This is a genomic window from Paenibacillus sp. Soil787, assembly GCF_001429545.1.
Lineage (GTDB): Bacteria > Bacillota > Bacilli > Paenibacillales > NBRC-103111 > Paenibacillus_E.
Genome location: NZ_LMSP01000034.1, coordinates 60,285 through 81,818, shown reverse-complemented (window position 1 = coordinate 81,818; position 21,534 = coordinate 60,285). Strand labels below are relative to the sequence as shown.

Genomic DNA, 21,534 nt, shown 5'->3' with positions numbered 1-21,534 from the left:
AGCCTTTATATAAATAAAAAATATGTAAGGGGAAACAAAAATGGCAAAAAGAAAATTGATTGCAGTGTCGTTTGCGTCGATGCTTGTTGCAGGAACTTTGGCGGGATGCGTGACATCATCGACCTCAACGAAAGGCTCCGAAGCAACTCCGACAGCGGCTGTTCAGAAGAAATACGACATTAAAGTTTTTACAACCCGCATTCAGCCGAATCCGGATTCGGATGTCATGAAGAAGGTTCAGGAAAAGCTGGGTCAGAACTTGATCGTAACGGCAGCACCCGATGCAGAGTATAATAATAAAATGAACTTGCTATATGCCTCCAATGATTTGCCGGATGTGTTTAATGTTAACGGCAACGACGAGATCTTGAAGAATGCAACTGCGAAATTCACAGAGGACGAGTTCAAGAAATATATGCCGGATATTTATGCAGTGGCTTTGAAGCAATACCAGGATTATGGCGTGTCGAAAGAAGCCGCCTTTAATCGTTTCTCGGTAAACGGCAAACTGGCTGGAGTGATGATGGGTCAAACATCAACCTCACATCCTTACGGGCTCGTTTTGCGAAAAGATATGGTTGACAGCTTCGGCTTAAAAACTCCACAAACGTTGAACGATTGGGAAGCCATTCTTAAAGCCTACAAAGAGAAATATCCGACCAAATACCCTATCACAGCAAGAGGGAAAGATGCTTTTCAACAGTCGTTCTATCTGGTACTTGCTGCTAACGGCGTAACTTATAACAACTGGCAATTGAAGGACAACAAACTCGTGTATGCGCCATTTATGCCGGAGATGCGGGAGGCGCTGGCTACCCTGAACAAGTGGTATAAAGCTGGCTACATTAATCCGGAATGGATCACGATGGATAATAATACAGTGAACAATGAATGGATCAACGGAAATACGATTTATTATCAATTTTTGGGATTGAACATAAAAATTCAGGATCTGCCTGAGGGGGATGCCTCTATGAATGGGCGGCAATTAGTAAAAAATCCTCAGGCCAAGTTGGATTATGTTCCGTTCCCGAAAGCCAAAGATAACATTAAGCCTGCTCTTATCACCTATGAAGGGATAGTGAACCAAGCTCTTGCTTTCGGTAAGCAATTGGAGAAAGATCCGGATAAGCTGCACGCCGTTATGAAAGCTGTAAATGCTTTAAAGACTGATCCAGAACTGTATAAGCTATTGAGTACTGGTATTGAAGGAAAAACATATGACATGGTAGATGGGGTGCCTAGCGTCAAGAAAGAGTTTAACAATGCGGATGCCCAAACGAAAGAAGGGTTCAATTGGGGTATTCCTGGCGGAACTAACTGGGATATTCAGAAATCATTAAGCGCGAAATTTTACATCGATAATTTGAAAAAATATGTGGAAGATGCAAGCGGACTCTATTCAAAAGAGAACAATGAGTGGGCCTTCAATAAGGTTAATGGTCCGCTGATCTCGCCTTCCGGAGAAAATCTGGATACAAAAGGGACAGCCAAACTTGAAGAATATAAGCGGATGTTTGCTGAAGTCGTTATCGGAACCAAATCTCTCGAAGATTTCGATAAATTCATTGAACAATATAAGAAAGAAGTCGGGATTGATATGACGGAAGCCGCCAATCGTCTCTACTTAAAGCAATGGCTGAAATAGGTTAAAAAAACAGAAGACATACAGGGGGCATGAGATTTTCCTGTATGTCTTTTTTACGAATTGACTCGTCGAAGACAAACAATTGCGCTTGGATATGAAAGGATGATCGTATGTATTTGAATACTTTTCGACTCGATATAGAAAAGGAAACGGAATGGATGCTGCCGCCATGTTGCGAAGATCGAACTGAAAAACTGGACGAACCCTGCTCTGATTGGGACGGGAGAAGACATTGACGGATATTATTTAATGATCAAAGGCGATTTATCTTTATATCCTGAGGAATATGAAAAGCAGTGTCCTAGCGCATATATACTGATTTATGAAACGGAGGGATGAAGCGGTTTTACGTAACGTAGACCTATTCGAGGGTAGTTTGGTTATGCAGTAATTTTTTGAAAACGTAGATTTCTATGGAGGAGTGATCGGATTGTTCATGTATCTACTCACTAAAACAGTAAGAAGCAGATGGATGAAAGTTATGCTGATTGCCGGAATTGTCATGTTGGTAGCAGCAGTTTCCATCGGCACAACTGTCGTGAAAGCGGCAGGATTCGCCTATTATGTAGACATAAATGGAAACGATTCCAACGATGGAATGTCATGAAGCACGCCATTCCAAACGATTCAAAACGCGGCTAGTGTGGCACAAGCCGGAGATACCGTAAATATCCGGGGCGGAACCTACCGGGAAACCGTTACGCCCGCCAATTCCGGCACGGCGGGAAACAAGATCAAGTTTCAAAACTATAACGGCGAGGCGGTCGTCGTTAGCGGCGCAGACCTTGTAACCGGTTGGACGCAGGGGGGGGAGTACTGGCAACGAATGGGAGTGATTTCAATAACGGCACTTCGTTAAATTAAAAATCCCCCTACGAAAGTAGAAGGGATGCAAGTTTGACGGTCCAAGGAACCCTTACCCCGTCTGCCTCGGCAATGCCGAGAGGCTAAACATATTCAGGGAGGAACACAAATGATGAGAAGGTTAACCAAAAAGGTATATGCGACAACGATTGCCACAGTACTGACGGTGCAGGCTTTAACTATTCCTGCCCCGATGTCCAAAGCGGCGGCGGAGAGTAATACGAGTATTGCGCCTGCCGCCAAAACCTTAAAGCTGTGGTACGACAAACCCGCTCCTAACAGTACGAATACCTCGTCAGGCCTGCAAACAGATTCAGACTGGCAAAACTGGTCGCTTCCTTTAGGCAACGGCTACATGGGGGCGAACGTATTTGGCCGGACGGATACCGAACGTGTTCAGATCACCGAAAACAGCTTGGCAAACCCTTATCCCTACGGATTGAACAATTTCTCCGAAGTGTATCTTGACTTCAATCAAAGCAACCCGACCAACTATACGAGGGATTTGGTGCTGAACGACGCTGTGGCGCACGTGCAATACGATTATAACGGTGTTACCTATAACCGTGAATATTTCACCAGTTATCCGGATAAAGTGATGGCCATCCGTCTGACCGCCAATCAACCCGGAAAGCTGTCCTTTACTTTACGTCCCGCCATTCCCTATATCAACCCGAATCTTCTGGATGGAACAAAAGATATAAGCAAAACCGGTAAAGTAACTGCCAGCGGAGATACGGTCACCCTAAAGGGAAATATGAAGTATTACAATATTGATTTCGAAGGTCAGGTCAAAGTGATTCCTTCTGGCGGAAGCATGCAGGCCGTGAATGACGCAAACGGCGACAACGGGAAAATTACGATAAGCAATGCGGACAACGTACTGATCCTGATAGCGGTTGGCACCAATTATCAGATGGAGAGCCGGGTTTTCACCGAGAATGACCCGAAGAAAAAACTGGCGGGCTATCCCGATCCCCATGATAAAGTGACACAGCGGATCAATGACGCCTCGCAAAAAACGTATTCGCAATTATTGCAAAATCATAAAAATGATTATCAAACGTATTTCTCCAGGGTGAATGTGGATTTAGGCGGTCAAGCGTCCAGTTACACAACGGATCAATTGTTAGCGCGATACAAAGCTGGTACTTATGATTCGTACCTGGAAGAATTGTATTTTCAATATGGCCGTTATCTATTGATTTCATCTTCGCGGGAAGGCACCTTGCCGCCCAACCTGCAAGGGGTTTGGAATTCCTATCAACAATCCACCTGGAGCGCAGGCTATTGGCACAACATCAATGTCCAAATGAATTACTGGCCGGTCTTCAACACCAACCTGGCGGATATGTTTAAATCGTATGCGGACTATAACCAGGCTTATCGAGAAAAGGCGTACCAGGGGGCTACTTCTTATATCAGTACCAATAATAGTGCGGCTCTAGCGAGCGGTACAGGAGAAAACGGCTGGGCTATCGGTACTGGCGGGTGGCCGTATACGATTGAAGCGCCGAGTGGAAATTCGCATTCGGGTCCGGGGACTGGAGGACTAACCAGTAAGCTGTTTTGGGATTATTACGACTTCACCCGAGATAAAGCGATCTTGCAAAATATCACGTATCCGGCGATTTCCGGCATGGGCAAATTTCTTTCCAAAGTGGTGAAAGATTACGGGGGCTACTTACTGGCTGATCCTTCGCAGTCGCCTGAACAAATGGTGAATGGCCAATATTATCGAACCGTCGGCACGGCGTTCGACCAACAGATGATTTACGAAAACCACGGCGATATTTTGAAGGCGGCCCAAATCCTCAATATCCACGAGCCCATTGTCGACACCGTAACTTCGCAAGTTTATAAGCTGGACCCTGTGGAGGTAGGATGGACGGGTCAGGTCAAGGAATACCGGGAAGAAAAAAATTACGGAGAAATCGGCGAGTATAACCATCGACATATTTCTCAGTTAGTTGGGCTTTACCCCGGTACCTCGATTAATTCGAACACGCCCGCATGGTTGGATGCAGCCAAAGTCACTTTGAATTTGCGGGGCGATCAATCCACGGGCTGGGCGATGGCACACCGGCTAAACCTGTGGGCAAGAGCGAAAGACGGGAATAGAGCGTATACCTTATTGCAGACCCTGCTCAAACAAGGCACGTTGAATAATTTGTGGGATACACACCCACCATTCCAAATTGACGGCAACTTAGGCGGTACGGCCGGCGTAGCCGAAATGTTATTGCAAAGTCACGAAGGGTATATCGAACCGCTGGCGGCAAGACCTGACGCTTGGTCGACAGGCAGCTATACAGGGCTTGTGGCTCGGGGCAATTTTGAAGTTTCCGCTTCATGGTCGGGCGGCCAGGCGAATCGATTCGAAATCACCTCCAAAGCAGGCGGCGAGTTGAAAATCAAATACTACAATCTTGGCAGTGCCGTAGTAACGACTGCAAACGGCGCTCCGGTGACCTATACGGCGACAGGAACGGATGTCATCAGCTTTCCCACGGTACAAGGCGAAACCTATGTCATCTCTTCCATACCGACCTATTCGAAAACAGAAAAACCAGCTAACTTCAAATTTGTGTACGCGTCTGACAGCAGTATCAAGATGGACTGGACAGCCGGCGCGGATGCGACGGATAAAACCGTTTACAATGTGTATCAGGCTATCGGCGATGCTCCAAACTATGAACTCATCAAATCTGGCGTTGTCGGAACTTCGTTTATTTTCGATGCCCCGGATATAGGCAAAGTTCGGACTACGTTTCGAGTAACGGCTGTAGGAGCCAATGGCAGGGAGAGCGATGGAGCATTGGCCAGAATCAATGGGGCTCCGGGTGAAGTTCTTTTAAATGCAGCGACAAAAGCGGAAACCACCGCATTGAATAGCGCTATGCCTGTGGAGGTCAAGAACATGTTTCTCCAAGTGATCGACTCTGTCAAGGCGGCGGCTGTAAACCCGGATTTCACGGCATTCAAGCTTCAGAACATCTATGATGCGTTCCAGGAGAAAGTAGCCGGGCTGCCTGCTGCAGTCGATGCTCAAAAGTTGTATAACGAATCCGTTGAAGGCACAGACGACTATCAATATGCCATAGGATCCAAGGCGGATTTTCTGGAAGCTATTAATTCTCTGTATACGGTCTATCGGGATATTGACGCAACCAAAGATGACGTGATTGCAGCGGAGCATGTACTGAGTGCTGCCAAGGAAGCGTTCAAAAGCAAACGAAACTGGCCCAAGTCGACGGATCTAGCCGCCATGCCGAAAGTGGACACGGCTAATTTGCTTAACGCGATTGCGAATGAAACGCCAACGATCAAACAAGTAGACGGGTATACGGTTTTCCCGGCTACCACCACCACGAGGTATTCGGGGACGCTGAACAAGAATGAGCTGCTTCAGTTCGACATGAAATATACGTTTGCGGGAACGGAATGGACGTCTGTGCTGCTTCGATCCCAAAAAGGTGTAAAGGTTCCCTGGGGAACGGGAGGGGATACGACTTATCTGTTTATTTTCAAACGGGACTCGTGGGAAGCCCAAAAATGGGTCGACGGAAAGCAAACCCTGTTCAAATCTTTCCCGAATGTTTGGGGGACCTCAGGGGCGCCTCATTCCTTAACTTTGGGAGCCGTAGATACTCTTGAAGGAGTCCGTTTGCTCGGTTATGACGGCACTGTCCGCGTCTTTGATTTCATTGACAGCGATACTCCGATTACGGATGCCGGACATTTTGGGGTTTTATCCAGCGGCAAAACGAATAACACCTATTTAGCTCCTATCGATAAGACGGCGCCGATAACGAATGCGACAGCAAGCGGAACGAGCGGGCAAAATGGCTGGTATGTACAGCCAGTATCGGTAAGCCTCAGCGCTGCAGACAATCTGTCAGGTGTAGTGAAGACGGAGTACAGCATGGACGGCGGGACGACATGGCAAGCGTATACGGTGCCGGTAACGTTTAAAGAGGATGGCATATATACCGTCAGCTACCGTTCAACGGACAATGCCGGGAATGTAGAGACGGCAAAAACGATCAGCTTTAATCTGGATTCGACTCCGCCGGCAATCTCCGTTACCGGACTCGTGTACGGGTCTTACAGCGATTCTACGGATATTACGCCTTTCATTACGCTGAGCGATAATCTGTCCGGGAGCGATAACAGCAAAACAACGATAACGCTGGATACGATTGGGTTGCAGCAAGGGGTAACAATTCCNCCTTTCATTACGCTGAGCGATAATCTGTCCGGGAGCGATAACAGCAAAACAACGATAACGCTGGATACGATTGGGTTGCAGCAAGGGGTAACAATTCCTCTCTATACGCTGCCGCTTGGTTCGCATACGTATGTCGTAACGTCGAGCGATATGGCAGGGAATGTGGGCAATCAAACGATATCGTTCCAGACCACGACAAGCATCGCGTCTATGCAGACATTAGTAACACGCTTTGTGAATAATGGGTGGATTGATAACTTGGGTANCAATCAAACGATATCGTTCCAGACCACGACAAGCATCGCGTCTATGCAGACATTAGTAACACGCTTTGTGAATAATGGGTGGATTGATAACTTGGGTATCGCCAGCAGCTTGCAGAGTAAATTGGCCACTAACGATCTGGTTGATTTTGTAAGCGAAGTGAAGGCGCAAAGCGGCAAGCATATTTCAGAACAGGCCGCAAACTTCTTGAAACGGGATGCTCAATATCTATTGTCTGCTAAATAAGGCATCCAGGTTGAAGAATTGAAAATTGGCGGGCGTAAGCGGTGTGAAAAGGTTTTCATCGACCATTCACTCATCAAAATGATGCAAGATTTTAAATAGGGGGATTCCGAAGCATGCTGAATCATTTAACGTTGCGACAGCTAAAGAAAGATTTGGAAGAAACGCGAAACCTCCCCTACACGCTCTTCAAGGAAGCTAACACTCCCGAATGTTTGGCGCAAGTCTGTGATGATGCGAAACATTCGTCGTTTTGGGAAGGGTTGAAGGCGCAAGCGGCCCAATTGGCGGAAAGCCCTTTATGTCCGCCGCTTTTCTCAGAATTCACATTGTTCGGCGAAACGGGCGACAGGAGGACGTATGAAGACAAATTGGGTCAAATGAGCAAAAGACTTCATGTGTTCAGCATGCTTGCTATGACAGGGGAGAGGAAAGAGTGGCAAGAGGGTCTGGAGAACGCGATATGGGCGATTTGCAATGAATTTACATGGGTATTGCCGGCGCATGTAGGGCTATACCGTAACGATTACCCGAATGGGATTTGGGATCAGGCAGCCCCTCCTCGTGAAACGGTAGATATTGCTGCCGCGATAACCGCATTTACCCTGGCGGAAATCGATCATATGCAAGGATCTAGATTGCATACATGGGTAAGCCATCGCGCGAAGACGGAAATTGGTCGACGCATATTTCAAGTCTATTTCCATAGTCCAGTTCCGCAAAACTGGGAGATGAAAACGAACAATTGGCCAGCCGTTTGCGCCTCCTGCATCGGAGCCGCCGCTATATACTTGATTGAGGACAGCGAAGAGTTAGCGGGGATGTTATGGCGTGTGCTTGGCGTATTGCGGAATTACTTATCCGGATTCGACGAAGATGGAGCGACGGCTGAAGGTCCGGCGTACTGGCAATATGGCTTCGCCTATTTTGTTTACTTTGCCGAATTGCTTAAGGAACGCACATGCGGGCGAATCTTGCTGCTTAAGGAAGAGAAGATCGAGCGCATCGCGTGGTTCCCGCTTTTTTGCATGCTGTCTGGCGGCAAGTTGGTCAACTTCTCCGATTCTGCGGATGAAGTCCGACTAATTCCGGGCCTTATTCACCGATTGCGAGACTATGATCCATCCCTAGGTTTGCCTTCGGATGAGCATTTAATGACGGATATACCTGTCAATTGGCTGGACGGTACCCGATCGATGCTTTGGTCTCCTTTCGCAAAACCAGAAGCCGTGGAAGAGGGAGGGATTCAGGAGCAAATTTTCAGAGGCAATCAGTGGCTCATTTCGAAGGTCCACAAGCCGAACGGCCGAATGTATGCGTTCGCGGCAAAAGGCGGCCACAATGAAGAGCCGCACAACCATAACGATTTGGGGCATTTTATTCTACATGTGGACGGGAAAAACGTATTGGCGGACTTGGGGGTAGGCGTCTATACCAAGCAGTATTTTCAACCCCGATTCCGGTACGAAATGATGAATGCAGGTTCTCAGGGACATTCTGTACCGATCGTAGACGGCTGCAGGCAAGGCTTCGGGAAGCAGTATCAGGCGGAAATCCTGCATGATGAGATTACGGATGAGGGAGTGTGGATGAGGCTCGACTTAACGAAAGCTTATCCATGTGCCTCTTTGCAGCGATTGACCCGAGATTTTGTTTGGCGTCGCCTGAACAACGAGAACCCGATGCTGACGATTACGGATCATGCAGTCTTTACTCAAGCACCGACAACCTTTCAGGAAGTGTTCATCTGCAGTGTTCGTCCGGAAGTAGCAGGGCTTGGTCGGTTGACCATGAACACGGTGACAATATTCTACGATCCGGAGCAATGGGACTTCGAAATGGAAGAGCTGCCTCAAAACCTGCCGAGAAGAGGGTGCGGACCGTTTTACCGATTGCTGCTTCATCTTAAAAAACCGAAACCGGTGATTCAATGCGATATTCGGTTTGAGATTGCGGGAGAATAAGCTGCAGAAGCAGCCCAAAGAATAGCAGGTACTACATAGATAGAGCCTGCTATTCATATAAATGACTGACTAAAAGGAGAAAAAAATATGAGTCAATTTATTGATGCAGCTGACTTTGGATTCTCGCCTCAATCGACGGGGATCGAAAACGCCATTGCTCTTCAAAAAGCTCTGGATGCGTGCGGAACGATCACGGTAGGTCGTCCGGGTACTTACAAGCTGGCACGGACCGTTTACATTGGAAGCTATACGACTTTGATTATGGGAAATCATGTTTTTGTACAAAAGGAAGACGAAGAGGGCCCATTCTCTCATGTCATACTGAACAAAGGGGCTCTAACCAAAACATACGACGAGCACATCTCGATCGAGAATCTTCATATTATTGTAAACGGGATAGATGTTCGTACGTTTGATGACGTCTTTGGCTTGCATGGACAACTAGCTCTTTTCTATGTAAAAGATGCGAGAATTGAGCGTTTTCGCTGCATGGACTTAGGTAAAGCGCAGTACGGCATACAGATATGCACATTTGAAGACATCATCATCCATGATGTCTTGATCAAAGGTGACAAGGACGGGGTCCATCTCGGAAGAGGAAAACGCTTTCATATTTTCAAGGGAGTCTTTGAGACCTATGACGATGCCATAGCGCTAAATGCACATGATTACGACGTCGGAAATCCGGAACTCGGCTGGATTGAGGATGGTGTTGTAGAGAATTGTTATGACTTGTCTCGAAGCAAGGAAAATAATGAAACAGTGGGCTATTTTTGCCGAATCCTGGCTGGGGCTTGGAAAGACTGGGAGTCGGGAATGGTTGTTCAAAAGTCGGATACGGTTGTATCGAATGGCCGCCTGTACCGTGTCAAAGCAGACGCAGATAATAAGGCATACGTATCGAATACTCGGCCCGTTCAACAGAGTGGCTCGATGGTCTTGGACGATATCAATTGGACCGTAGTTCAAGATGATGTGACCTACACTGCGGGGGTTCGAAATGTGACGTTCAGGAGTATCTTCTTGCATAAAGCGAGAACGGGTTTTTCTGTACATTTTGATAGTGGCAAGTACAGTCGTTCGTATTATCCTGGAGCACCTGTCCCTCGCCAAGAGCAACTGTTATTCGATAATATTCGTGTGCTGCATGATCAAAAGATTCCTTTCGCTTCGATAAATACACCGATTGATGTGATAAGCATTACAAATTCCAGCTTTAAAAATAATAGGATCTCGTTCCATGGAAACAAGGACATGACAGAGTATTATAAAACGAGAATCAACTTGGTCGGATGCGTTTTTAACCATGAAGGCTTAATGGATTTAGTCGAGAACAGTGTGGAAAATAAAGAAATACAAGTAAATACGACTGCCAGTGTGATAGTCAATGACGAATTCACTGCCAATCTGATTCCTGGCCCGGGCAGGATTCATGTTAACTCCGATCTAAGAGGATTAGAGATGTAGTTGAAGTAATGAATCGTTCTTTATTCAATCGGGAGGGTGATTCAAATATATGACACAAGAACAATTTATTACATTCACAGGTAAAGCATCCGCCGCTTCTGACGAATATGATACGCTGCGGATGAAGTGGTTCGACTTATTCACTGTGAGACCGTCTTGAAAGCATTTAAAGAAAAGAAAGGCGCTGCAGCGCCGCTCACCTTCCAAAATGTACCGAGACTCTTCGAAGGTCTCGCCACGGGACCCCGAATACCGGTAAAACTGCCGAAGTAAGGCTGGACAGTCCAACCGGACCATTAGCAGGTGCGTTAGCTATCCGGGCTACAGGCGGATATTCTATATATACCCAACAGTCGACCACTTTGACGAACGCAGCCGGAATACATGATGTCTATATTGTATTCAAGGGCGGATATAACGTGTTTACGGCAAATGCCGGCATGCCTGTTCAGTATGCAGGTAAACGAGCAGAGGTGAGGCTGGATAGCCCAAACGGAACATTACAAACGGTATATAGCATATCCGGACTGAGCAGCGGCAATCACATGATAAAGGCCGTCAAGAAAACGGGTACTTATATGGTTCTTGATGCGTTGAATATCTATAACTAATCGCTCGCTAATTAAATTTAATAAAGGGACAGAGGTGCAGATTTGGATCGCAAACTGCACCTCTGTGCTATGCTACAGTGTTTCTATTGGGCGATTTTATATGAATATTCAATTATTTAAATTAATTCAGCGGAGCAAGCCGCCAAGAACCCGATAACGTATGAAGGGCCGGCAAGCGATTTTTTCGAAGGCGCCTTAATGGGAAACGGAGGGTTAGGCGTTGCGCAGCCAGACGATCCCTATTTTTGTTAAAGGACGGTGAATGATATCTTTAAATTGGAATATTAGAATAACCCCTCTTTTTTCTAGCAAAACTAGAGTTAACGAAACTTGGGAGGGTTTTATTATGAATTTGAACGATCTATGTATGCTTATGAAGCTGAAGATGCTAGTTCTTGAAACTTGATGATCTTGAGCTAGAGGAATTTGTTCTCATTCGCCATCATCGTGAAGGCATACCGGTTACAAATCGATATGGATTTGGTAACATCGTTCCTTGAAGTTCCGCCCGTAATTGTGGCATATGATCTGATTTTAAATCCGACGGGTATGATCGATCGTTGTACGATGGAGGACAAATTGCTCATTGAGCGGCTTCTTACAGAAAACAGATCAAATACATGTTCGTTAAATTAAATTTTTTCTGCCGCACAGGTTGAACTTGTGCGGTTTCGTCCATTTTATTATCTCATGACTTTATGTTGCTTTCCCAGTACTTGCGGAGTTCATCCTTAGCCTCCAGACATATTCTTGCATCACAACTCAAAAAGAGCCATATCACAAAAAGATGATATTACCGTTTTTGTGATTTAAGCATTGCATAAATGGAAATCGCTTACCATTATTTATAGGGTGGAAAACTAGAAAACGCCTGGTGCAAATTCGAAATCGTGTGGTAACATAGAGAAAAAACCACGAAAACCAGGATGAAATAATGGAGAGTAAAAGAATGCTGAAATTAAAAACAATTCATGCAAAAATTTTTTTTCGCTATTCAATTCTTATTGCTTCTATTATTATCATTTTTTTAATTGCATTCAGTGATTATATGACTCCTATTCTAAGATCGAAATCCTCTCAATCGATGCATCAAATTTCTGCAAATGTACTGGATACACTTGACTTGGAAATTAACAGCATCTATTCCACAGCACTAAAGGTTATTTCCTCAAATCCGGTAAAAGATGCTTTTTTTAAAAATACCAATGATCCAGCTGAACAGAGCATACAAGTTAATAATCTAGCCAGTATTGTATTATCGATTAATGGCCTCATGCCAAATTTCTTTAAACTCAATCTATATCGAAATGACGGTTATACGTTTGAATACGGGAATCAATTTTTCTCTAGATTTGTAGATCAACAACAGTTAGTGCAAGAGGGATGGGTAAAGGAAACCTTAAATCAGAACGGAAAAAGGTATATATCCCCGCCACATAAAGATTTGAGCGATCCTTCATCCACAACAATTATATCGGTTAGCATGTCTTTCGCAGAAGTGTATGGCATGAAAAGCAATAATATTGTGGAAATTGAGCAAAAGTATAGTGTTTTTGAGAATATTATAAAAAAAGCAGTAATCTCTCCGAATTCTGATCTTCTGCAGACCAAATCTGTCTATGTTTTTGATCAACAGGGGAATGTGATTTTTCCATACAAAGATGACGTTAAAACAAGGGAAACTATCAAAAGTTTACGTGACATTGCGCTAAGGTCGCCATCTAATGTGGGAGAGATTTCCCTTATCAACCCAATCGATCATGAAAAAAGCATCGGAGTATATGCCCAATCAGATCTTTCTGGGTGGCTAGTCCTTTTACTTGAGTCAGAAGCCTCGTTAACCAAACCCGTCATCATTTTTAATAGAAATATAATTGTATTAGGAGTTATCGCTTTATTCATTACATTAATTATGACCTACTTTGTATCAAGAAGCTTATCAAGACCAATTAAAAGTATGAATAAGTCACTGAAGAATTTGGAGTTAGATTCCCTATACCCGAAAAAAATGTCTGCCCTGAACAGTAGCTTTGATGAGCTTGAGGAATTGAATCAGACCTTTATAGAGATGCGTGATAGATTAAAGGAATCGCTGGAAGAAGTGGTTTCTGCTAGATCACACGAAATTCAATCTAGATTGTTAGCGTTGCAAGCCCAGATGAATCCTCACTTTCTCCACAATTCGCTATCTGTTATCAGTATTCTGTGTGAAGAACGGAGAAATGAGGATGCCATTCGATTCTGTAAGGACCTTTCTAATATACTTCGTTATATTTCATCGACTAATTTTAATGCAGTCAACTTAGTTGATGAAATTAAGCATACAGCGGATTACATTTCTCTGATGCAAGTAAGATATGGAGAGCTTCTCGAATTTCAATTGAATATTCCGGAAGCCATGATGGATTTGCAAATTCCTAAACTTGTCATTCAGCCGCTTGTTGAGAATTGCATCAAATATGCGATTCATGTTGAGCCCCCATGGGTGATCCGCATTACGGGAAAGCTGCTCTCGGATAGTTGGATGATCACGGTTTCGGATAACGGCAGTGGATTTGATCCAGAAACAATTCATGAGCTGAACAATAAGTTTCGTGAAATTGATGGTCTAAAAGGAATACCAGAAATTAATATGAATGGAATGGGGCTTATCAACATCTATTCGCGACTTAAAATCTTTAATGAAGATAAGATGATCTTTGATATAAAAAACAATAAAGCTGGAGGATCTTCCGTGACGATAGGAGGACTACAAAAATACGAAGGAGGATAAGGCATGAAGCAAGTAAAGAGCTTGAAAATCATCGTTATTGAGGATGAACCGATCATCCAGGAAAATATTATAAAGAAAATTGAAGAAAACCATTCTGGTTTCCAAGTTATCGCTAAAGCGTATAATGGGAAAAGTGGCCTAGACTTAATCAAACAGCATAAACCAGATATGATAATTACCGACATCCGGATGCCCATTATGGATGGAATTGAGCTTATTCGCAATGTTAGGTTCTTGTTTCCTGATATGCCCATAATCATCTTAAGCGGATATGACGATTTCGAGTATGCTAGGCAGGCTTTGAGGTTCGGAGTTATGGAATATTTACTAAAACCTTTGGAAACAGGAGCACTATTGGAGGCTTTGAATCGTATCAGCAACGTGGTTTTTCCTAAAAGTAATCTACTCGAAAGAAGTATCATTTCTTCCGAATTGCTGGGTCAAAACCATGATCTGGAGATATCCGCCTTTTTAAGTCATTCCGGATTTCAAATGTACTTGCTTTGTTTGGGGAACTTATGCAATCATGTGACTTCTATTAATCGCGCCCAACATTATTCTCATTTATGGGGAAAGATCGATTGGGAACAAACAGTGGAACAATTCCCATATGAATTGCAAAACTGGTGGCTAATTGATGAGATGTTGTCTAACCAGAAATTCCTTATTATTGCTGCAGGAGAAAATGAGGATATAGATATTAAATTCTCAGCGGAATTGCTGAAAGCTTCACTCCTTGCAGTGGTGGAGCCGTATTCCTTGAATATCAGTATCCATTCCGGCCACACTACTTCTCAGGAACTGTGGGAGGTGGCACAAGAGCTTAGAAGTCAGCTTGAGAAAGAAATGGTGATAGGCAAATCAGGTATCATTTGCAACTCAAAGGAGATTAAGAAAGAAGCTTCTGCCTCAATGATTCCAGCCAGCATGAATAGTAAAATCACGTCTCTCCTGGTTGCGGGAAATAGAGAGTTACTGCGACCTGTCATATTTAATTTATTAGAATCCTGGGAAAGAGCTGCGTTTCCCCAAAGGTTAATTGAAAAGGGCCTTGGAGATCTAGTGGATATATTTTGGAGGAACACCCTTTTATCGAGGGAAGAGGAATGGAATGATGTGAAGGCTCAAATTCTTGATTCAATCAGTATATCTGTTGACTACGCAATTGTATGTTCCAATGTATGGGGGATATTAGAATGTTTTTTGGAAAAAAAACCAATAATTGATGGAGCTGCAGAGATTTCAGATAAACTTGAACATTATATTTTGGAGCATTACGCAGAGGATATAAGCTTCGAGGAGCTTGCTCAACAATTTAACTTCTCTTCAGCCTACCTTACTAAAATATTTAAGAAGTATAAAAACGAAACGCCCTTAAAATATCTGATTAATCTGAGAATTGAGGAAGCTAAGCGGCTTATTATTGAACATAAAGAAATTGATCTAAAAATCATTGCTGAAATGGTAGGATATTTCGACCAACACTATTTTAGTAAAGTATTTAAATATAATGTTGGCATAACTCCTACAGAATTTAAGGAAAATTATAAATAGCCCTAATAACGTTGGAATGGCAGTCGCTTGCGGGGGCTGCCATTTTTATTTGTCGAATTCGGTTAAAAATTTACACATGCAACTATCTTTTTTCTACATTTACCCTGATGTTTGTTGTCATTATACTAAGGTTGTAAGCGTTTGCGAAATGTAAACTCTTCCGGAGGAGTTTATATCTAGATCACTACATCATGTTTTGAAAATTAGAGGAGGGTTTTATATGAGAAACAAAACAGGTCTATCCGTTTTAAGTTCATTCACAATTTTAACGATATGTATGGGAGTACTCGCTGGCTGTGGTAGCGGCACAAACAATAATACGGATAAATCAACAGCATCCCCTGTAGGTTCCCCTGCAGCATCTGCAACAGCGGCTCCAAAAAAAGATGTGACGATTTCCATTACATCGGCAAGCGGAAATACTTGGATTAGGCCTGTAGACCAAGAAATTATTGCGGATTTCACGAAAGAAACAGGGATTAAAGTTGATTTGCAGATCGTTCCTGCTGATCAATATGCAAGCGTTCTTAAGTCCAAGCTTGCTGCCCATGAAGGGTCAGATATATCCCTCATTTGGCCGCAAGCGAATGCCGCACAGTTCCTGCCTGATGAGAATTTCCTTGATCTTTCCAAAGAACCTTGGGTATCTACCTTGACTGACGGAGCAAAAAGAGATGGAACATTTAATGGTAGATTCATTGGGTGGAATCCAGAAGGTGAAAATGCTGGCTGGGGTGTTATGTACAATAAGGAATTATTCAGCAAGCTCGGTTTAGAGGTACCGAAAACATTTAATGATTTTGTAGCTCTTTCTGAAAAAATCAAGGCAAGCGGTGTAACGCCAATCTACGAACCGTTAAAAGATACCTGGCACTCAGGGATTTGGCTTGCATTAATGGGACCGGCCGGAGAGAAAAACAATGCTGGATTGTTTGACAAGCTGAATCAAAATACGGGTAACTTTGCAGATGTGAGCCAATTTGAAACGTTCTTAACACAATATAAGACCCTCTATGACAAAGGGTATTTTGGTAAAAATACGTTTTCGGATACGTGGGACAAAGCGATTCCGTCGTTGCAATCTGGGCAATATGCGATGTTTATGGCTACAGCGAATATGGACATTGCAAATAAAGCACAGTATCCAAACTTCGATTTCTCCAAATGGGGAGAATTTCCAGTTCCATTTGCAGACAATAAAACGCTAGCCGTTTACGATGGTTCACTTATTCGTGTAATTAATAAGAATAGCAAGAACATTGATGCAGCGAAGCAATATTTAAGCTACATTAGCAGACCTGATGTATTAGCTAAATTTTATGCCGCTTCGGGTTTGAATCCTGCCTTTAAAGCTTTACCAGCGATTCAAGGGGATCTTGAGAAATCACTAAGAACTAACTCAGATGGAACTGTCTACACGACTATGGAAACCGGTGTTAAATATTGGGACAGTACAAGTGTCGGTAATTACGTACAGGAATTCCTAACGAATAAGAAAACGTCTAAACAAGTTCTTGAAGCTATTGATAATGACCGCAAGAAAATATTCTCAGCTCAAGCTAAATAAAATGAAAACTCATTGCAGGCAGGTGGCAATGGTCTGCAATGAGTTTCAATACATTAAAGGATGAGAGCCATGCATGTAAGCAAATTAACAAAGAAGATGTTTCCCCAATATTTATTGATGCCCGCATTGGTCGTATATTTTGTGCTGTTCTTAGTCCCTAATCTAGCAAGCTTTTATTATGCTTTTACCAATTGGAATGCATACAGTAGTGTAGTCAAATTTATTGGCTTGGACAATTTCAAAGAGATATTCAGCCATGCTGCAGGCAATGGCGACGTGTTTAAGAACACAACCATATTCGCCGTATATACTACTGTTTTGAAAATATTTTTTGGTTTAATTCTCGCTCTTTTATTAAATGAAGGGATCCGCACTAAAAATATACTTCGAACGATTTTCTTTCTACCGATCACAATGTCAGTTGTGCTTACTGGCATCATGTTTTCGGAAATCTATAGTCCCGATGGACTTTTAAATGACATTTTGAAACTTATCGGTTTAAGCGATTACGCACATGCATGGATTGCAGAGCCGAAGCTCGCCATTTGGTCTATTGCTACAGTTGAGGTATGGAAAGCATCCGGATTTGCGATGGCGATATTTCTGGCAGCTTTACAAACCGTTCCTAAGGAAATATACGAAGCAGCGGACATAGACGGGACTTCCACATTTCAAAAGTTGTTCTACATTACACTACCCTACTTATATAACGCGATTGTATTAAACACATTGTTTGGTATGATCAGCGGTTTAAAAGTATTTGATCTGGTTTATGTCATTTCCAATGGCGGTCCCGTACGATCATCAGAAGTACTCAATGTGACGGTTCTAAATGAATTTTCAAAAGGCTCGTATGGTTATTCGACGGCTTTGGGCTTGATATTATTCTTGTTTGTCACACTTGCTTATCTTGGAATCAATTTCATATTCAAGAAGTTCGAGGTGGATGTATCATGAAAAAGAAATCCAAATCTAACTTCCTAATTGAAGTGGCACTATGGTGTTTGACTCTAGTGATTTTCATCCCCTTGTATTTTGTTATTGTTAATTCATTGAAGTCTCAGACCGAAGTGCAGTTGATGACCTCCAAGCTGCCCACGGTGTTTCATTTTGAGAACTATAGCGAAGTGCTGAAAACAGCCAATTTGCCAAGAGCGTTTATGAATAGTACCATATTTAGCATTTCATCCATTGTCATCTCTACTGTATTCTCATCAATGGCTTCCTATGTGTTGGTAAGAAGAAGAACTTGGGTGAATGGGGTAATTTTCAATTTATTTTTAATCGGGTTGATTGCTCCGATGAATATTGTAACCACCTTTAAGTTGATGAAATCACTACATCTGATTAACACTTATTACGGAGTAACCTTGCTATACGCAGCAAGTTTTATGCCTTTTACAATTTTTCTGTACAATGGCTTTATTCGCAATTTACCTGTGGATTTGGATGAATCTGCCGTCATTGATGGGGCAAATTCAATCCGTAAGTTTGTTTCAATTATATTTCCATTATTGAAATCGGTTTCAGTTACGGCGATGGTCATTAATTTTGTTCTCTGTTGGAATGATTTCGTCTTCCCTTTATATTTTATCAATCAATCTAATAAATGGGGAATTATTCTATTGTTATATCAGTTTATTGGCCAATACTATTCCAGACAGGATTTATTGTTATCAGGTGCGACATTGACGTTAATCCCTACCTTAATCGTATATTTGTTAGGTCAGAAATATATTATTTCCGGCATGACCGCAGGAGCAATTAAAGGCTAAGCTTATATCATAAAGGAATATGGATATCATGTGGATGGCGTATTTATAGGAGGATTTCAGAATGCTTCATCAAATATCAGATAAACTTAATTCAGTAGAACAGGCTGCCAAGCACCCGATAACGCATCAAGGGCCGGCAAGCGATTTTTTTGAAGGCGCTTTAATGGGAAATGGAGGGTTAGGCATTGTAGTGACAACCCGTCCCGATGCGGTAGCTCTTCATTTCGGACATAACAATGTGTGGGATATTCGTATTGCAGAGGAGCATACGGAAGACATTGGTACCTTTCAGGAAATCTATGAAAAAATAATGTTGATCTCCGAGAACAATGAGAATCTGACCAGCAATCCATGGTTCCGTGAATATTGCGAGAAGATGGGTCAAAACTACAAGAAGCCGTATCCTAGACCAATGGCATGCGGCACATTGCTCCTTGGGTTTGATCGTAGGGAAGCTGAAGTTTTGGGACATCGGCTGGATGTTTCCACCGGATTGTGTGAGGTAAGTTTTCTTGTTGGGGACGAGAAGCATAAGCTGCAGATTGTCGTTGAACCGGATCAAGATCGGGTTTGGATGAGAATGATGAACGGACAGGGAGAGGATACGTCTTCGCCATTTAACAGAATGAGGTTCATTCTAGATCCTGTAGCCTCCCAGGATATGCCGAAAGCGGAATTTTCGTCAGAGTATCATACTCACACCTTATCGTTCAAGCAGCGGCTGCCCTATGGAGAACGCTGGAAAGAAATGAGCGGTCAGCCAGACAAAGACAAAGCTTTCCGTTTATCGGCGAGAACCTCATGTACGCTGAGCATTAAAGATGAGGTTGATTTGTATGCCGGTGTCCATACGGGTGGCGATGATCCGATCTCGGACGCCCAACTTAGGATGGATACTTTGGACGCAATAATCGCGGATCATAATCAGTTTATTGCCTGTATTCAGCTGGATGAAGGCTTAAGCGTCGAGATTACGCCTAGCTGCCCGGAACTTCCAACTCCGGCCAGCGATCGCTTTCATGAAGCATCAAATTTGACGCGCAAGAAACTTGATGATTTCTGGAACCGCTCGGGTGTCGCACTCGAAGATGAATTTCTGGAGCGCGTGTGGTATCGCAATCTTTATTTTTTCTATTGTTCAGTGAAACCTGGCGTGACATGCCCTGGCATCTATGGCAACTGGTGCTATATGAAAGTCGGCTCCGTGTGGCATGGAGATTATCACCTAGACTATAATACTCAACAACCATTCTGGGTTGCTTTCTCTAGTAACCATATCGATCGACATGAGCCCTACGTGGATATGATCGACCACATCATGGGTGTTTCCAAGAAATGGGCGAAGGAATATTACGGTTTAAGAGGAGCCTATATTCCCGTTTCCGTATATCCATTAGAAATGAAAACGAATCCCTACCCAGTTCCAACATGGGGGTGGCAAACATGCGTTACCCCATGGGCCGTTCAAAGCTTATGGTGGCACTATACGTATACACTGGATGTTGACTTCCTACGCGATAGAGCGTTCGGACCAATCAAGGAAGCCGTACTATTTATGGTAGATTATATGAATCGACCTGAAGCCTTCGGAGAACAATGGGGAGATGATAAGCATCATATATTCCCGACTGTAACCCCTGAGCTCTATGGGCTCACAACGGGATTTAAGATGAATGCCGATTGCCTCGTAACACTCACGTTAACCAAATTTGCATTTGGGGCCTATTTGCAAGCTTGCCAGATCTTACAGGTCGAATACGAAGAGCGGGAACTGACAGATCAGGTCGAATACCTGCTGCAGCATTTCCCTGATTATCCCAAATCGCAGTCGGTGAAACATGGAGAAGTATTCGTTTCCGTGCCTGGCGAAAATCCGGAGATCGTGTATAACGTTCCCAACAGCTGCATGCCGGTGTTTCCAGGCGAGGAGTTTGGTTTACATTCCACTCAGGCAGAGTATGAATTGTCAGTTCGATCGTACCGCAATCAACAAGTAGAAGGCGGCAATGAACTTGTGTTTTATCATTTGCAAGGCGCGCGACTCGGTGTGTTGGACATAGAGAAATTCAAACGACGAATCCAATACTGCTTACTTCCGAACGGTACTTGTGCGGATATGGTTTTGCAGACAGGCGGAAGATATGATGATTCGCTGGCGTTCGATTTTATGGCTAATATGGGGATTTGGGTCGAGAACTTTGCACTTCCCGTTGTCATTAACGAATGTCTTTTGCAAAGTTATACTGGCATCCTGCGGTTTTTCCCGAACTGGCCCAAGCAACAAGACGCAGCGTATGCGACGCTTCGCGCCGTTGGCGGCTTTCTCGTGAGCGCCAGCTTAAAGGACGGCCATGTCCAGTGGATTGAGATCATAAGTGAGCAAGGCTCTGGCTTGCAATTGTATAATCCATGGGCAGGGAAAGTAATAGTGACTAGCTCATCTGGCAAGAACGTGCTAGAAGGAGAGATTATTTCCTTAAAAACCGATAAGGGAGAAAGTCTCAGATTTGAGGCTGATCTAACTTAATTGTATATATCTAGGTCAGAAATACTATTATGAAAAATGGAGTGGG

12 protein-coding genes and 2 pseudogenes are annotated in these 21,534 nt (G+C 43.5%); all 14 read left to right on the top strand.

Annotation, left to right across the window (positions count from 1 at the left end):
• Window positions 1-40: 40 nt before the first annotated feature.
• The 14 genes and pseudogenes from ASG93_RS24140 (at window position 41) to ASG93_RS24080 (ending at window position 21,488) form a co-directional block, all read left to right on the top strand.
• Window positions 41-1,648, top strand: a complete 1,608-nt coding sequence (locus ASG93_RS24140) for a hypothetical protein (protein WP_056836069.1) — start codon at window positions 41-43, stop codon at window positions 1,646-1,648.
• Between the two features lie 430 nt (window positions 1,649-2,078).
• Window positions 2,079-2,255 carry a hypothetical protein gene (locus tag ASG93_RS35390; RefSeq protein WP_156411023.1) on the top strand — a complete coding sequence of 59 codons (177 nt, stop codon included), beginning with the start codon at window positions 2,079-2,081 and terminating at the stop codon, window positions 2,253-2,255.
• A gap of 36 nt (window positions 2,256-2,291) precedes the next feature.
• A complete protein-coding gene (locus ASG93_RS24135; protein ID WP_056836067.1) occupies window positions 2,292-2,507 on the top strand; it encodes a hypothetical protein in 216 nt (71 codons plus the stop codon).
• Between the two features lie 114 nt (window positions 2,508-2,621).
• Window positions 2,622-6,742, top strand: a pseudogene (locus tag ASG93_RS37265) (glycosyl hydrolase family 95 catalytic domain-containing protein); the annotation flags it as partial.
• 624 nt (window positions 6,743-7,366) lie between these two features.
• Complete coding sequence (locus ASG93_RS24125; protein WP_056836063.1) at window positions 7,367-9,214, top strand: heparinase II/III family protein; 1,848 nt, start codon at window positions 7,367-7,369, stop codon at window positions 9,212-9,214.
• Between the two features lie 87 nt (window positions 9,215-9,301).
• Window positions 9,302-10,681, top strand: a complete 1,380-nt coding sequence (locus tag ASG93_RS24120; RefSeq protein WP_056836060.1) for a hypothetical protein — start codon at window positions 9,302-9,304, stop codon at window positions 10,679-10,681.
• Between the two features lie 260 nt (window positions 10,682-10,941).
• Window positions 10,942-11,088, top strand: a pseudogene (locus ASG93_RS37260) (carbohydrate-binding protein); the annotation flags it as partial.
• 12 nt (window positions 11,089-11,100) lie between these two features.
• The gene (locus ASG93_RS36560; RefSeq protein WP_235550960.1) at window positions 11,101-11,292 is read left to right on the top strand and encodes a hypothetical protein; all 192 of its coding nucleotides are present in this window, start codon (window positions 11,101-11,103) and stop codon (window positions 11,290-11,292) included.
• 949 nt (window positions 11,293-12,241) lie between these two features.
• Window positions 12,242-14,065, top strand: coding sequence for a sensor histidine kinase (locus ASG93_RS24105; RefSeq protein ID WP_056836055.1), 1,824 nt, complete (start codon window positions 12,242-12,244; stop codon window positions 14,063-14,065).
• A 3-nt stretch (window positions 14,066-14,068) separates the two neighbouring features.
• Window positions 14,069-15,619 (top strand): response regulator transcription factor, encoded by a 1,551-nt coding sequence (locus ASG93_RS24100; protein ID WP_056836053.1) that lies wholly within the window; start codon window positions 14,069-14,071, stop codon window positions 15,617-15,619.
• Window positions 15,620-15,839: 220 nt separating this feature from the next.
• Complete coding sequence (locus ASG93_RS24095; RefSeq protein ID WP_056836051.1) at window positions 15,840-17,186, top strand: ABC transporter substrate-binding protein; 1,347 nt, start codon at window positions 15,840-15,842, stop codon at window positions 17,184-17,186.
• A gap of 69 nt (window positions 17,187-17,255) precedes the next feature.
• Complete coding sequence (locus ASG93_RS24090) at window positions 17,256-18,143, top strand: carbohydrate ABC transporter permease (RefSeq protein WP_056836048.1); 888 nt, start codon at window positions 17,256-17,258, stop codon at window positions 18,141-18,143.
• Window positions 18,140-18,961 (top strand): carbohydrate ABC transporter permease, encoded by an 822-nt coding sequence (locus ASG93_RS24085; protein ID WP_056836046.1) that lies wholly within the window; start codon window positions 18,140-18,142, stop codon window positions 18,959-18,961. The genes ASG93_RS24090 and ASG93_RS24085 overlap by 4 nt, the downstream gene beginning before the upstream one ends.
• A 61-nt stretch (window positions 18,962-19,022) precedes the next feature.
• The gene (locus ASG93_RS24080; RefSeq protein WP_056836044.1) at window positions 19,023-21,488 is read left to right on the top strand and encodes a glycosyl hydrolase family 95 catalytic domain-containing protein; all 2,466 of its coding nucleotides are present in this window, start codon (window positions 19,023-19,025) and stop codon (window positions 21,486-21,488) included.
• Window positions 21,489-21,534 lie beyond the last annotated feature (46 nt).